The following is a 15,908-nucleotide window of genomic DNA, read 5'->3' as shown; positions in this document are numbered from 1 at the left end:
ACTTTTGCCACAATTTTAGCGCATAATTGTAAAAAAAGAAAGGAGGGGATGTTTTAATGAAGAAAAAGATTGCCGTGATTTTAACCACGCTGGCCCTGGCCGCCACCATGGCGGTGCCCGCCTTCGCGGACAACGCGGCCGACGCCAAAGCCTGGTTCGAACAACGGTTTAACGCCAAAAAGGCGGCGGTGGACCAGGCCGTAAAAGACGGGCGCCTGACCCAGGAGCAAGGACAGGCTTTGAAAGAGCATTTCGACGCCATGTACAAGCTCCACGAACAAAACGGCTTCACCTGCCCGTTTGGAACCCCGGGTCAAGGACCCGGCTTGGGCCGCGGCGGCATGGGGTTCGGCCGGCATGGCGGCATGGGATTCGGTCCCGGCGGCATGGGTTTTGGCCAAAATGTTCAGCAGTAAGTAAAACCGTTTCCAACAACATAAAAAACATAACCATGTGTTATGCCGGGTGCGCTGTAAACGAGCGCACCCGGTTTTTTTATCACTATAGGGCTGATAAGTTTGCTGAAAGCTTAAAGACGGAACATATTTGACGCGCCGCCGCAGGACTCCGGGCGGTAACGGTAGAATTAAAAGGGGGAATTAAGCGGCAAGCGGGAAAGCATTCCCGGCCGTCCGTGAACATATGAATACAAAAAATACTTTGAAAGCTGGTAAAGGCATGATTAAATCCGAACAATTCAAAGGGTTGGGCTTTATTTTACTGGCGGATTTGCTCTGGGGCCTGTCCGGAACGGTGGCAAAACACCTGTTTAACCAGCAGGTCAGCCCCTACGACCTGGTCCAGATCAGGCTGATTTTAGCGTTTCTTTTCCTGGGGACTTATCTTGCAATCGCCAATCCCCGCTCCTTGAAAATTGAACGCAAGGATGCCGGGTATTTCATCATCTTCGGCTTATTCGGCGTCGCCACCGTTCAGTTTACCTACCTTTACACCGTCAGTGAAACCAACGTGGCCACCGCGGTTTTCCTGGAATACCTGGCCCCCGTTTTCATCCTTTTATACGGCCTATTGACCCGCAAAGAAATCATCAGCCTGTTCAAGGTACTGGCACTCATTTTGGCCACAACCGGCGGGTTGTTGATTGTCAAGGGCACTACGGGCGCGGGCATGGCCGCAACCACGGCCGGTCTGATCAGTGGCCTGGCCTCGGCCGTCTCCTTTGCTTTTTATACTTTATACGGCAAATACGGGCTCGGCAAATATTCCCCTTGGACCCTGATGTTCTGGGGAATGGGCGTAGGAGGCGCGGCCTGGGCTCTGTACAGACCACCCTGGATCACTTTCACTTCCTACGGCGCCGGGGACTGGATTTTCTTTTTTTATATCGCTGTTTTTGCAACGGTTTTACCCTTTGGTTTCTTCTTTAAAGGTTTGAGTTACCTTACCCCCGTGGTTACCGGAATAACCAGCACCATGGAACCCGTTCTGGCCGGGTTGACAGCCTATATCATTCTGGGCGAAGTTCTGACAGGCATGCAGCTTCTGGGGTGCGCAATGATTTTAACCGCCGTGGTGCTGGTACAGCTAAGGACGGAACGGCAAGCGGCTTTCAATCAACCCGTTGACGAACAAACAACCGGGTAAGCGGGTATATTAAAGGGTATAATTATAACACAGAAATTCCCCTGCCGCTTGGCGCGTCACCAGAGGCAATTGCAGAGGCGATCCGGAGGCTTTGGAGTTTTATGGAGCCCCGTTATAGCCCAAACCAAGGGAGTTGAACATAAATGAAAATTGGGGATATCAACAAGATTAAAGAGCAATTGGGGGATTTATTGCAGGAACTGGTGGAAGTTCCCGGTGTTACCGGCTTTGAGGACGGCGTCCGGCAAAAAATCGCCAGCCTGCTACAGCCGGCCGGAGCGCAAATCAGCACCGACCACATCGGCAACCTGTACGCCACTATTCCCGGCCAAAACGGCGACGACGGCCATCCCCACGTGATGTTTTGCGCCCACATGGATGAAGTCGGGTTCGTGGTGAACAATATTGACCCCGACGGGTTCATATACCTGTATCCCCTGGGCGGTATTCCCGGTTACCTGGGACCGGGTGAATGGGTGGCGCTGCATACCGAAAACGGCGAAGTCCACGGCAGCGTCGGCATCCACCCGCCCCACCTGCCCGTATCCGGGTGCCGGGAAATTTTTGTGGATATCGGCGCCCAAAGCAGGGACCAGGTATTGCAAACGGGCATTTCGGTAGGCACCACGGTCACTTTCAGCCACAATTTCCAGCGACTGAACATAGACCGGGTCATGGGCAGGTGCCTGGACGACCGGATGGGTTGCGCCGCGCTTGTTCTCCTTTTACGGGAGCTTGCGAAAAACAGGCCCCGGGCTACCGTTACCGGCGTGTTTTCCAGCACAGAAGAGCACGGCATGCTGCCCGGCAGCGGGCCGGCGCCGGTGCAAGGCTCCCGGGGCGCGATGGTGGCGGCCATGAAACTGCGCCCGGGCTTCGCCGTGGTGGTGGACAGCATGGTGTGCAGCGACATACCAGGCATTCCCCCGCACTTGCGCCAGATCCGCCTGGGCGGCGGCGTGGCCCTGCGCCTGGTGGACGACCTGGCCATCATGCGCCCGCAAATGCGCTCGTTCTTGAAAAAAGTGGCGGCCGGGGCCGGCATCGCCGTGCAGGAGGGCATATCCCGCTCCTACACCGACGCATCGGTGATCCAGCTGGCAGACGTCCCGGTGGCCACGCTGGGCATACCCCTGCGTTACGCCCACTCGCCGGCACAAGTCGCCGACCTGGGCGACATAGCGCAAACCTGTTTATTGATGGAGGCCATTGTACAAAACGCGGACCGGTTCCGGGCGGTATAGGATCACCGGCTTGACACATACTAAAAATGGACCTGCCGGTCCCTATAAACCCAAAGGAGGTAGGCTAATATGGCCAGAAGGAACGGGGTTATGTCCGACCGACTGAAGATGGAGTTAGCCGAAGAACTTGGGGTTGCCGATATTGTGCGCAGGGAGGGCGGATTCGGCAGCGTCTCGTCCAGGGACTGCGGAAATCTTGTCCGCCTGGCCATCGAGAGGGCAGAAAGATCAATGGTATAGGGACGGCGGTCTAAGGGATGTGCCTGGCGCATCCCTTGTAGTTTTTCTAAAATATACAATTACAAATTAGTTGTTCAGCCACTTAAAAAAGTTTTACAATAGAGCTGTACCATTTTGGCACAAACCAAATGCGTTAAAGCGGAGGCTATCAATGAATTTATTTAAATTCGTCGCTCCCGAGATAATTTTTGGCATAGAAGCAATCAGCCAGGTAGGTGAAAGCGCCCTACGCCTGGGCGCCAAAAAAGTGTTCGTGGTCACCGACTACGGGGTACAAAGGAACAGCTGGGTCAATAAAGCCCTCTTTTATCTCGAGCAGGCCGGACTGGAATACAATGTATGGTCGGACATCACCAGCAACCCCAAGGACACCGAGATAACCAGGGGGGTCGAGGAATACCTCGCTTCGCAATGCGACGCCATTGTGGCCGTGGGGGGAGGCAGTCCCATTGACGCGGCCAAGGCGGTTGCCATCCTCGCCACCAATGGAGGCAAGATTCAGAACTATGAAGGTGTTAATAAAATTACCAGGCCGCTGCCGCCCATGATCATGGTTCCCTCCACCGGCGGGTCCGGTTCCGAAGTCTCCCAGTTCGCCATCATCGTGGACAAGCAGCGCAAGAAAAAAATGGCCATTATCTCCAGGTCGCTGGTGCCCGATATCGCCATCATCGACCCGCAGCTGTTGCAGACCAAGGATGCCCGTCTGACGGCGGCCACCGGAATAGACGCCCTCAGCCACGCCATTGAATCATACGTCTCCCTGGCCGCCAACCCGCTGACGGATGTCATGGCGCTGGAAGCCATCAGGCTGATATCGGAAAACCTGCGGGAATCGGTGGCCTGCCGGACCAACATGCAGGCCAAATCAGCCATGGCCATGGCCAGCCTGCAGGCGGGCCTGGCCTTCTCCAACGCCATCCTGGGCGCCACCCACGCCATGACCCACCAGGTGGACGGTCTTTTGGACCTGCACCACGGTGAAACCAACGCCATCCTGCTGCCGCACGTAATGGAATTCAACCTGATCTCCTGTGCGGAAAAATATCGCCAGGTGGCCATCGCCATGGGTGAAAACGTGCAGGGGTTGAACAAGCAGGACGCGGCGTGTAAGGCCATCGAGGCCGTGCGGCGCCTGGTGCGGGATATCGGCATCACCTACGGGCTATCCGCCATGGGCTTGAAGGAAGAGGATATCCCCGAGTTGAGCAAAAATGCCCTGGAGGACGCCTGTATCGTCACCAACCCCAGGGATGCTACCGCGGAGGACCTGGCGCGAATTTTTCACAAAGCGTTATAACCCCCGGAGCCCGTCATAGCCCCGAAGCCATGACCCCGAAAGGGCATAGAGTAATGCCCGGCAGTGTTTTGCAAGCGTTAACCGGCAGTAGCTTTATGCGCGATAATGATAGTTGCAAAGTGAGCGATTGATACCACCGGAGCAAAAGATAAAAGTAACGCAAATTTGTTTTTAGGAAAGGAGGCGGGGCCAGTGGAAAACCAGCACCTGATCAACGAAAAAATGCGCCTGATCGAACACCTGACCGGCGTCAATTCCTCAAAAATCAACTACTACACCGAGGTTAAAAAGAGGAACGAGGAAATCATCAAACAGAATAACCGCCTGGAAATTATTCACCAGATCATCAAGGACATCAACATTGACATGTCCCTGGCGGACATCATCGAGCGGGTCTACCAGCGCCTGCCGCTGGTCATACATTGCGAATTTCTCGGCCTGGCCCTGATGCAGGACGACAATCTGGTGATGACGGCCATGGTGCCCAGCTGCGACTGCACCGGCCGGCCCGTGCCATTCAAGTCATTGCTTTGGCACGCCATCCGGGAAAGAAAAAGCATGGTCTACTCGCTTGACGAGGAGCAGCGGGCGGTTCATGATTGCCCGCCAATCAAAAAACTTGACCTGGCATCACTGGCCCTGGACCCGTTGATCGTCAAGGGCAACGTAATCGGAGTGCTGATGATCGGCAGTTGCACGGAAAACGCCTACCGGGAGGACGAGGTCAACTTCACCCGCCAGCTTGCCGACCAGCTGGCCATTTGCATTGAAAACGCCCGCCTTTATGAACAGGTGCTGAAAAGCAAAATTGAATGGGAGGAAACGTTCCGGGCGCTGACCGACCCGGTCCTGATCATCGACCAAAATTATAACATTGTTCGCTGCAACAACCGGCTGGACGGCCTGCCCGGCAAAATCACCGGCAAACCGGAAAAAAGCAAGTGTTACAGTTACGTGTGGGGCCGGGATGAAAAATGCGAGTTTTGCCTGCTGGATGAAGTCAACAAAAACCGGGCCCCGGCCTACCGCCGCATTCAGTTGGAGTCCGGCAAAACCTTTGACGTGCATTATTACCCGGTGTTCAAGGGCGACCGGGAAATTTATTCCGTAATTCATCACATCAAGGATGTTACCGAACAAATTAAAATGGAAGCGCAGCTCATGCAATCGGGCAAGCTGGCCGCCATCGGGGAAATGGCGGCGGGTGTGGCGCACGAGCTGAACAACCCGATGACGGTGATTATCGGCAATTCACAAATGATTATGCGGGACGCCGGGATGGATGAAGGCAATTTGGAACTGTTGCGGGATATTTACAACTGCGGGCTGCGGTGTAAGAAGATTATTCAAAACTTGCTGACCTTTTCCCGGCAGGACCCGCGTCCCAAGTCCCGCACCAGCCTGAACGACGTGGTGGAAAGGGTATTGACCCTGATCCGGTATCAGATTAACCGTAATAACGTGGATATTGAACTCAACCTGGACCCGAATCTGCCGGAAGTACTGGCCAATGAACAGCAGTTGGACCAGGTGCTGATCAACTTCCTCTTGAACGCCCGGGATGCCATGGAAAACCGCCGTCAACATAAAAAAATAATTATTTCCACCGGGGTGAGAAAAACCGGGGACGGTGAATACGTGGGAGCAACGGTTACGGATAACGGCGAGGGCATCCCGCCGGAAAATATCATGAAAATATTCAACCCCTTCTTTACCAGCAAGGAGGCCGGCCGGGGCACCGGGCTTGGTTTATCGGTCAGCCTGGGCATAGCCGAGGCGCACGGGGGAACGATTGAAGTCGCCAGTAAACCGGGCCGGGGCAGCAGCTTTACCCTGCTCATTCCGGTGGACCCCCATGCCAACGCAACAACGCACATACGGTACCAGGGGAGGTGATTTTATTGCCCTGCAGCAAAAAAATTCTGGTAGTTGACGACGAAGTGGAGGTGGGCAGCTTTTTTCGCCGCCTGCTGGAAAGAAAGGGCTTTAACGTCAGCCTGGCGCATACCGGCGCCGAAGCCAGGAAAAAAATCGAATCCACGGATTTTGGCGCCGCGCTGATCGATTTAAAACTCCCCGACACCGGCGGGCTGGATCTCTTGCAATACTTAAAGAACCACCAGCCAAATTGCGAAGCCATCATCATGACCGGCTACGGCACCACCAGAACCGCCGTCAAGGCGATCCAGCTCGGCGCCTTTGATTACATTGAAAAGCCCTTTGAAGATATTTCCGAAATAGAGGAACTGATCGACAGAGCGCTGGATTTTGGACGCCGGGCCACCGGCAAAACCGGCGGGCAACCGGAATGGCAGGCCATCGCCGAACAGACCGGCTTTATTGTGGGCAATACCCCGAAAATGCTGCGCCTGGCAACTGTCGCGGATAAAATCGCCCGTAAAAATATCAACGTGCTCATCCAGGGCGAAACCGGCACGGGAAAAGAGGTGCTGGCCCGGTTTATCCACGCCGCCAGCCCCCGCCACCGGCAAACCTTTATTGCGGTCAACTGCGGCGCTCTCCCCGAAAACCTGCTGGAAAGCGAACTGTTCGGCCACGAAAAGGGCGCCTTCACCGGGGCATCCTGCCTGCGCCGGGGGATTTTTGAGATCGCCGACAACGGTACCCTTTTCCTGGATGAAGTGGGCGAAGCCAGCCTGTCCATTCAGGTTAAACTGCTCCGGGTACTGGAAACGGGTGAATTTTTACGGGTGGGCGGCGAAAAACCCGTTAAAACCGACGTCAGGGTCATTGCAGCCACCAACGTCGATTTGGAACAGGCGGTCCGGGAAAAGCAGTTCCGCGAGGACCTGTTTTACCGGCTGGACGTGGTCAGGCTGGATTTACCGCCTCTGCGGGAGAGAAAAGAAGATATTCCCATGCTGGTAAATCATTTTATCAACCGCGCCGGGGATAAGGAATCAAAACCGCTACAGGTATCCCCCGAAGCAATGCGAATATTGATGAAATACAACTGGCCGGGCAATATCCGGGAGTTGGTGAATATCGTAGACCAGGCCATTGCGCTGTGCGACGGGAATATGATCCTCCCTGCGCACCTACCGAACAAAATTATTTCCGCCGTTTTCGGTTCCGCCCATATCCCGGTTACGGCCGGCCAGGGAAACGGCGGTTTTTCGGGAACCCCCCGTACACTGGTGGATATACTTGACGAAGTGGTAAACAATGCCGAATTTACAGAAACTTTGAACAAGGAAAATATTCTAACAGCATACCGGTTAAGCAAGCAACTGGAAGAAAAATTGCTCAAGCGCATGGAAACCCTGGGCGTTCCGGGCCCGCTTCCCCCCAGCATGGAAGAAGTGGAAGTGCGGACCATCACCCGCACCCTGGCTTACTACAGCGGCAACATAACCACCGCTGCCCGCTCCCTGGGCATCGGGAGAAACACGCTCTACAGAAAAATGAAAGAATACGGCATTAAAGCCACCACAAACTGACATGACCTTTTTAACCCCGGCGGCAATAAACATGGCATTGGCCCCTAAGCAGGCACGGACGGCATCATTACGTCCGCGCCGATTACTTTTGATCAAAAGGTTGATTTCGCTGCAAAAACCGGTACTTGATCTGGCGATCCGGTGGTTTCTTCCGCTCACTTCGCAATTATCTTCGTAGTGGTTAAAGAACTGTTTGTTAACGCTTACAAAACCCTGCCGGAGCAATACTTTACGCCCTTTCAGGGTCAAGCTCTGGGGATATGACGGGCTAAGCACCGCACCCAGTGCTCAGTTCGCTCCAGAAAACCACCGGATCGCCTGCCGCTGTGGTATTGTTGCAGTTAAGTCAATGTTAAGTATAGGGAATTATGCCACGTATATACGCCCCGCCCGTGTTCCGTTTTGGGACCCTTGTCCCGGAATAGAACTTATTTTTTAACTTTTCAAGCAATCCCAGTGTCATTTTGGATCAATTTCAACTAAATTCACAATATTTGTTTTTCTGTTTTGCCTTGACGTATCGGGGAAAACTAAGTTTGGCATGCCTCTTGCGTTAAAAATACTCAAAATAAATTAAATAATAGGGAAAATTAATTTTCCCTGAAAAATCAAGGAGGTATTTTTTCATGGCACTGGGAGAACAAGTTTACGGCTACTTTATCCCCACGGTCAACCTGATGGGCATCGGAGCGCACAAGGAAACTACCAACCAGGTAAAAGTGCTGGGCGGCAAAAAGGCGCTGATCGTTACCGACGCGTTTCTGGCCAAATCCGGTATGGCCGGCGAGATCAAGGACCTGGTGGAAGCGGCCGGGGCCGAAGCCATCGTATGGGGCGGCGCCGAACCCAACCCCACCGACATCAACGTGCACGACGGTCTTAAAGTATTCCAGAACAACAACTGCGATATGATCATTTCCCTGGGCGGCGGCAGTTCTCACGATTGCGCCAAGGGCATCGGCATTGTGGCCACCAACGGCGGCCATATTCGCGACTACGAAGGAGTGGATAAATCCAGCAAGGCCATGCCTCCCTTTATCGCCATCAACACCACCGCGGGTACGGCCAGCGAGATGACCCGCTTTTGTATCATCACCGACACCGACCGCAAAGTTAAAATGGCCATTGTCGACTGGAGGGTCACCCCGAACGTCGCCATTAACGACCCCCTCCTGATGGTGGGCATGCCCCCGGCACTCACCGCCGCCACCGGCATGGACGCCCTGACCCATGCGGTGGAAGCCTATGTTTCCACAGCCGCCACGCCGGTTACTGATTCAGCGGCCCTCATGGCCATCAAGTTAATCTCAAAATACCTGCGCAGCGCGGTGGCCAACGGTACGAACATGGAGGCCAGGGACAAAATGGCTTACGCGGAATTCCTGGCGGGGATGGCTTTCAATAATGCCAGCCTGGGTTACGTCCACGCCATGGCGCACCAGCTGGGCGGCTTCTATAACCTGCCCCACGGCGTGTGCAACGCCATTTTGCTGCCGCACGTCTGCAACTTCAACCTGATCGCATCCCCCGAGCGCTTCGCCGATATCGCCGCGGCCATGGGGGAAAACATTGAAGGTTTAAGCGCCAGGGATGCCGCCGACGTAGCCATCGAAGCCATCCAGCAGCTTTCGGTTGACGTGGGCATACCAACCGGGCTCAGCACACTGGGCGTCAAGGAGGAAGACCTGCAGGTAATGGCTGAAAACGCCATGAAAGATGCCTGCAGCCTGACCAACCCGCGCCTGGCCACCCTGGAGGACGTAATTCAAATTTATAAAAACGCCATGTAATTTAACCCGCAATATTGTCCCGGTTTGGAACGCTTGTTCCAGAAATAAACGCCATCGTTGTGCCGTTTTAAAGCACAACGATGGTGCTATTATAAACCCGGCAGTGTAATATATAAGCCACCGCGGCGCGGGTCCGTTACCGGAGTCTTCAGGCACGATTCTTGCTTAATTATATTCATAATTAAACATCCGGTTTGTGAAATATTAAACTTATAGAATTTAAAATTATTAATGACTAAGAAAGGGGTTATAAAATGTCAAAGTTTATCCGGGTTAACATGACTACCAGAGAATTGGCCATTGAAGAAGTACCGGAGCAATACCTGGCGCTGGGCGGCCGGGCATTAACTTCCCAGCTGGTGGCCGACGAAGTGCCCCCCACCTGCGACCCGCTGGGGCCGTTCAACAAGCTGGTCATCGCCCCCGGCCTGCTCTCGGGTACCAGCGCGCCGTCCTCCGGGCGCCTGTCCGTGGGCGGCAAGAGCCCGCTCACCGGCGGCATCAAGGAAGCCAACGCGGGCGGCATTACTTCGCAGAAACTGGCCAACCTGGGGATCAAGGCCATCATCGTTGAAGGCAAGCCAGCCGGTGGCGATTTCTCCCTGCTTAAAATCACCCCGGAAGGCGCTGAGCTGATCCCCGCCGGCGATCTGGCCGGCAAGGGGACCTACGAGGTGACCGCCATCTGTCGCCGGCGCTACGGCGATAAAGTTGGTGTCATTACCATCGGCCCCGCCGGTGAAATGCTCATGCTGTCCGCCGGTGTGACCAATAACGACAGCGACGGCAACAGCAGCCGTTACGCCGGGCGCGGCGGCCTGGGCGCCGTGATGGGCTCCAAGGGCCTGAAAGCCATCGTGGTGGACTGCCCCAAAACCTTCGACGCGCCGGTCAAGGACCCCGAGCGGTTCAAGGCGGCGGCCAAGAAGTTCGCCAAAATCCTGCTGGACCACCCGGTCTGCGGCCAGGGCCTGCCCTCTTACGGCACCAACGTACTGATGAACATTATCAACGAGGCTGGAGCGCTGCCTGTACGTAACTTCAGATTCGGGCGCTTCGACAAAGCCGGCGAAGTAAGCGGTGAAAAGCTGGCCGAGGTGGCCGTCGCCCGCGGCGGCAAGGCCACTCACGCCTGCCATCCCGGCTGCGTCATGCGCTGCTCCAACGTGTATCCCATGCCGGACGGCAAGGTCTGCGCTCCCATCGAGTACGAAACCGCCTGGTGCTTTGGACCAAACCTGGAAATCGGCGACCTGGACGTGATTGCCAAATTGAACTATATCTGCAATGACGTGGGGCTGGATACCATTGAAACGGGCTGCACCCTGGGCGTGCTCATGGAGGCGGGCGTGATCCCCTTCGGTGACGGCCAGGCCGCCATCGCCGCCCTGGAGGAAGTGGGCAAGGGCACCCCGCTGGGCCGGATTATCGGCAGCGGCGCCGCCAACGCCGGCAAGGTGTTCGGCGTCACCCGGGTACCCGCCGTCAAGGGCCAGGGCATCCCGGCCTACGACCCGCGTTCCTGCAAAGGCAACGGCGTCACCTACGCCACCACCCCCATGGGCGCGGACCACACCGCAGGATACGCCGTCACTGCCAACATCCTGAAAGTCGGCGGCTTCGTGGACCCCACCAAGAAGGACGGCCAGGTGGAATTGTCCCGCAACCTGCAGGTGGCCACCGCCGCCGTGGACTCCACGGGCCTGTGCCTGTTCGTGGCCTTTGCGGTACTGGACAACCCCGAGGGCTTGCCCACCATCGTGGAAATGCTCAATGCCCAGTACGGCACCGCGCTGACGGTGGATGACGTGGCCGCCCTGGGGCAAAACGTGCTCAAGGTTGAGCGCAAGTTCAACCGGGAAGCCGGCTTTACCAGGGCCGACGACCGGCTGCCCGAGTTCTTCACCACCGAAGATTTGCCGCCGCATAATACCAAGTTTGACGTAAAGGCTGAAGAACTGGACGAGGTGTTCAACTTTTAATTAATATATTGTTTAATGTTTATCAGCCATTTTTAAAAGCCCCCCCTATTTGTGACTATTAATTTTCCCACCTCTCGGTTTAAAACAATCTGCCCCAGGCGTCCCGCGGGACCCTGGGGCTTTTTTTTTCAGCCAGGCATATTTCCGGCGCTTTATTACCTTAATAAACGGCATTATTGATTAAACGGCGTAATTGGGACAGCGGAAAACCTTACCCTCCCAGGTCCGGATCATTACATGATCTTTCCCCATGGATAACAGGTACTGCGGAAGCAGGGGGGTCTTACCGGCGCCGCCGGGCGCGTTGATAATATATTGCGGTATGGCCAGGCCGGAGGTATGTCCCCGCAAGTTCTCCATAATGTCCAGCCCTTCCTGGATGGCCGGCACGAAATGAGTGGTGCCCTTGACGGGCTTGGCGTGGAAAATATAGTACGGTTTAACGTGAATTTTAAGCAGTTCATGATTCAGTTTTTTCATCACATGCACGTCATTGTTGATCCCCTTGAGCAATACCGCCTGGTTGCCGAGCTGAATGCCCGCCTTGGCCAGCATCCTGGTGGCTCGTAGCGCCTCGTAAGTAACTTCCTTGGGATGATTAAAGTGGGTGTTCAGGTATAGCGGGTGATGCCTTTCCAGCATATCGCAAAGCTCCTGCGTAATCCGCTGGGGCATGGTCACCGGGATGCGGCTGCCGATACGTTTTATTTCCACGTGTTCGATACTGTCAAGCTCGGTAAGAATCCAATCCAGCCAGTCATCCGACAAAGTCAGCGGGTCGCCTCCCGTAATCAGCACATCGCGAATTTCCGTATTTCGCCGGACATAATCTATAGCAGCCATAATCTCTTCCACCGGGGCCGGTTTATCCACTTCGCCGATATTGCGCCTGCGCTGGCAATGGCGGCAAAACATGGCGCACTGGTTGGTTACATTAATAATCAACCGGTCGGCGTAACGCCGGGTTACGCGCGGCGCCGGAGAGGTGAACTCCTCCCCCATGGGGTCTTCCTTGCCCCAGTTGTCCTGGAGTTCCAGAATGCTGGGCAACCCCTGCATCCTCACCGGGCACTCGGGGTTGCCGGGATCCATAAGGCTCAGGTAATACGGCGAAACCGCCCAGCGATATTTCTTGCTGACCAGTTCAATCTGACCGGCCTCTTCGTCCGTCAATGGTATTAATTCCCTTAACCTTTTTACGCTGCTGATCCTGTTGCGCATTTGCCAGTGCCAGTCCAGCCAATCTTTCTCCGTGGCACCGAAATATTCCAATATACGCCTTTTCCTTTGCTGGTACTCGCTTTCCAGCTTAAAACCCGTGGGTATAGTTTGGGATTTCTCCAGGTAATCGCTGATGCGCTGCTTTAATTCTTCCGCCCTTTTTAATGCCAGCTGGCGCTTTTCATAATCAAAGTAGCTCATATTGCTTTTTTTGCTGCTGGATGCGTCCATTCATTCACCTCCATCTGCATTACATTTTTCATATAAAGATACATATTTTTGCAGCAACTTGTATTACATTGTAAGTTGTTTGTTGCCCCGCATGTATTGGTTACATTTTTATTTTACTAATTTTAATTGACAGATGGAAGTTATTTATTAAAAAATTTTTATGATTTTTATGGGTTATTTGGAACAAATCCCCTCTTGTCTGCAACCAATTTAATTATTTTTCAATAACATTATTTTCGGTATCGCCAGAACCCCAAAAACCCTGCATCAACAAATCAAAACACATTATCCCTTTGTTGATTTCGCGGCTAATGCGACTTGTTTTACATTTTATCCGAAAAACAGTAAAATTTAAGAAAAAAAACACCGGGTGGTGGTGACAGTGAGTAAACCAGCCACAGACAACCGCCTTTATAGTTACAGCGACTATTTGACCTGGCCGGCAAATGAGCGCTGGGAGATTATTCAAGGCCGGCCGCGGGTCATGTCGCCCTCGCCGGGCCTCAATCACCAGGTGGTTTTGCTGGCGCTGGCCAGCCAGTTTTACAGCCAGCTGCAGGGCAAGGCGTGCCGGGTGTTCATTGCCCCGTTTGATGTGCTGCTGGCCGATCCGGACACGCCCGACCAACAGGTTACCAATGTTGTGCAACCCGATTTGTTTGTAATTTGTGATCAAAGTAAACTGAGCAGGCGGCGAGTTAAGGGTGCTCCTGATTTGATTGTGGAAGTGCTTTCACCTTCCAGCGTAAAGCATGACCGGTACGAAAAATTTCTGCTTTACGAACAGGCGGGAGTGCGGGAGTACTGGCTGGTGGAACCGGAAGCCAAACTGCTCACTGTTTTCCGTTTAAATGAAAATGGCCGCTACGGGCGGCCCGATCTGTACGCCGCAAGTGGCCCGGTTTGCGCCGGTGTTCTGCCGGAACTGGTTGTTGACCTGGAGACAGTGTTTGCCGGTGTGGAATCACCTGAGGATTTGCCATAAAACTATTTGGTTTCACCCAGCCGGTATTTGTTGATTTTCCGGTAAATGGTGGCCCGGCTGATCCCCAGCGCGGCAGCGGCCCGCATTTTACCCTCGTCCGTCCAGCCGTAGAGTTCCAGCGCCCTGGAGATGACTTCCTTTTCCAGCTGTTCCAGGGGTTTGATTTCCACCGTGTTGACGGGCAGGGACCGTTTTTTCTCTTTTTCGTCACGCAGGCGCGGGGGCAGGCTCTCCGGTAAAATCCGCGGCCCCTCCTCCAGGTTGATCGCGTATTCCACAGCATTGATCAATTCCCTGATGTTGCCGGGCCAGGGATATTCCAGGCACAACTCAAGCGCTTCTTTGCTGAAACCCTCTATTTTTTTACCCAGCAACCTGGAGAACCGCCGCATGTAATGATCCAGCAACCGGGGGATATCCTCGCGCCGCTCGCGCAGCGGGGGGATCACCAGGGGGATTACGCTGAGCCGGTAATACAGATCCTCCCGAAAACGGCCCCGGCGCACCATATCCTGCAAGTCGTTGTTGGTGGCGGCAATCACCCTGATATCCACGGGAATAACCTGGGTGCCGCCGACCCGCTCAATTTGCCTTTCCTGCAACACGCGCAACAGTTTAGCCTGCAAATATAGCGACATGTTGCCAATCTCATCCAGAAAAATTGTGCCGCCGTTGGCCAGTTCAAATTTGCCCGGTTTGCCGCCACGCCGCGCCCCGGTGAATGCCCCTTCTTCGTAACCAAACAATTCGCTTTCCAGCAAGTGCTCCGGTATGGCCCCGCAGTTAATGGGCACAAAGGGCTTGTGGCTGTGCGCGCTGGCGGTATGAATGGCCCGGGCAAAAACCTCCTTGCCGGTGCCGCTTTCTCCCACGATCAGCACGGTGGAGTTGCTGCGGGCGATCTTGGCGGCCTTGGCCTTGACTTCCAGGATGGCCTTGCTTTCACCGATAATATCGTTAAAATCCAGCATATCTTGAGCGGTAATAATCTGGTAGGCCAGCTTCTGGGCTTCCCTGAAATCCCTGAATGTGGCCACCACCCCTGCGCCGGTGTTGTCCCCGGAACGGATCAGCCTGGCGGTGACCAGCAAGTGCAACCGCTTGCCATGAAAATTGATGAAATATTCCCGGGCGTTAAACCCCTTCCCTTCCCTGAGCACGTCCAGCAGGGGTACGTTGCCCAGTGCTTCCTTCACCGGCAATCCCATCACATTTTCCTTTTTAATCCCGAACATGCGCTCCGCAGTACGGTTGAAGTGGGTGATTACCCCCCGCTCGTCGATGGCCAGCACCCCTTCGTAGACGGAATCCAGCACCGCTTCCAGCTTGCCCGCCATTACGATTTTTTCCCGGACCATCTCCCGTTCCAGGACTTTACTGGCAATCAAGTCAGCCATCCGGCCAACAAAGTCGATCAGCGTTTCAGTATTGGCGGTCAGGTTTTTTTTCTGCTCCTCGTCAAACGCCACCAGGCTGATGGTACCGATCACCTTGTCTTCCGCCTTGATGGGGTAAACAATATAGGCCCGGTAAAAACAAGTCCCCGAAAGGGGACACTTCAGGCATATGGAATGGAATCCCGGCTCGTTGATAAAGACAGGCTCGCCGGTTTGCAAAACATGCTTGTTGACCAGGCCGCGCAACAGGCGGTTGCCCACACCGGCGCGAACTTGACCCGTACCCGCCACCCGGACCAGGTCGGCGTCGATGATTTCAACCTCCACCTTCAGGGCGGCGGCGATGGCGTCCGATACCCGCTGCTCGGTTTCCTTCACCTGCATCAGGCTAAGCATTTTTCTAATCCTCCAGATATCTATTGATCTATATTCTATCATATGGCGCCCGGCCC

Annotated in this window: 12 protein-coding genes; 10 read left to right on the top strand and 2 right to left on the bottom strand. The window is 54.6% G+C overall.

The window, feature by feature from the left end; genetic code table 11:
- Positions 1–56: 56 nt before the first annotated feature.
- The 9 genes from IT084_RS04825 (at position 57) to IT084_RS04785 (ending at position 11,622) form a co-directional block, all read left to right on the top strand.
- The gene (locus IT084_RS04825) at positions 57–416 is read left to right on the top strand and encodes a DUF2680 domain-containing protein (RefSeq protein ID WP_195711662.1); all 360 of its coding nucleotides are present in this window, start codon (positions 57–59) and stop codon (positions 414–416) included.
- A 262-nt stretch (positions 417–678) separates the two neighbouring features.
- Positions 679–1,605, top strand: coding sequence for a DMT family transporter (locus IT084_RS04820; protein WP_195711660.1), 927 nt, complete (start codon positions 679–681; stop codon positions 1,603–1,605).
- A 143-nt stretch (positions 1,606–1,748) separates the two neighbouring features.
- Positions 1,749–2,849 (top strand): M42 family metallopeptidase, encoded by a 1,101-nt coding sequence (locus IT084_RS04815; RefSeq protein WP_195711657.1) that lies wholly within the window; start codon positions 1,749–1,751, stop codon positions 2,847–2,849.
- Between the two features lie 69 nt (positions 2,850–2,918).
- Entirely contained in the window at positions 2,919–3,089 is a 171-nt protein-coding gene (locus IT084_RS04810; protein ID WP_195711655.1) for a small, acid-soluble spore protein, alpha/beta type, read from the top strand.
- Between the two features lie 151 nt (positions 3,090–3,240).
- The gene (locus IT084_RS04805; protein WP_195711653.1) at positions 3,241–4,389 is read left to right on the top strand and encodes an iron-containing alcohol dehydrogenase; all 1,149 of its coding nucleotides are present in this window, start codon (positions 3,241–3,243) and stop codon (positions 4,387–4,389) included.
- A gap of 192 nt (positions 4,390–4,581) precedes the next feature.
- Entirely contained in the window at positions 4,582–6,285 is a 1,704-nt protein-coding gene (locus IT084_RS04800) for an ATP-binding protein (protein ID WP_313885419.1), read from the top strand.
- Between the two features lie 5 nt (positions 6,286–6,290).
- Positions 6,291–7,850, top strand: a complete 1,560-nt coding sequence (locus IT084_RS04795) for a sigma-54 dependent transcriptional regulator (protein ID WP_195711651.1) — start codon at positions 6,291–6,293, stop codon at positions 7,848–7,850.
- A gap of 626 nt (positions 7,851–8,476) precedes the next feature.
- Positions 8,477–9,640, top strand: coding sequence for an iron-containing alcohol dehydrogenase (locus IT084_RS04790; protein WP_195711649.1), 1,164 nt, complete (start codon positions 8,477–8,479; stop codon positions 9,638–9,640).
- A gap of 254 nt (positions 9,641–9,894) precedes the next feature.
- Positions 9,895–11,622 (top strand): aldehyde ferredoxin oxidoreductase family protein, encoded by a 1,728-nt coding sequence (locus IT084_RS04785; RefSeq protein WP_195711646.1) that lies wholly within the window; start codon positions 9,895–9,897, stop codon positions 11,620–11,622.
- 180 nt (positions 11,623–11,802) lie between these two features.
- On the opposite strand, the gene eam is transcribed toward IT084_RS04785, so the two are convergent.
- Positions 11,803–13,074 (bottom strand): glutamate 2,3-aminomutase, encoded by a 1,272-nt coding sequence (gene eam / locus IT084_RS04780; protein ID WP_195711644.1) that lies wholly within the window; start codon positions 13,072–13,074, stop codon positions 11,803–11,805.
- 382 nt (positions 13,075–13,456) lie between these two features.
- Here eam and IT084_RS04775 point away from each other — a divergent pair, with 382 nt between their 5' ends.
- Positions 13,457–14,059 carry a Uma2 family endonuclease gene (locus IT084_RS04775; RefSeq protein WP_195711639.1) on the top strand — a complete coding sequence of 201 codons (603 nt, stop codon included), beginning with the start codon at positions 13,457–13,459 and terminating at the stop codon, positions 14,057–14,059.
- A gap of 2 nt (positions 14,060–14,061) precedes the next feature.
- On the opposite strand, the gene IT084_RS04770 is transcribed toward IT084_RS04775, so the two are convergent.
- Positions 14,062–15,852 (bottom strand): sigma 54-interacting transcriptional regulator, encoded by a 1,791-nt coding sequence (locus IT084_RS04770; RefSeq protein WP_195711637.1) that lies wholly within the window; start codon positions 15,850–15,852, stop codon positions 14,062–14,064.
- Positions 15,853–15,908: the final 56 nt, after the last annotated feature.

This window comes from Desulfallas sp. Bu1-1, from assembly GCF_015594625.1.
Classification (GTDB): Bacteria; Bacillota; Desulfotomaculia; order Desulfotomaculales; family Desulfallaceae; genus JADNRQ01.
Note: the sequence above shows the minus strand (reverse complement) of the source record. Positions and strands in the feature narration are given on the sequence as shown.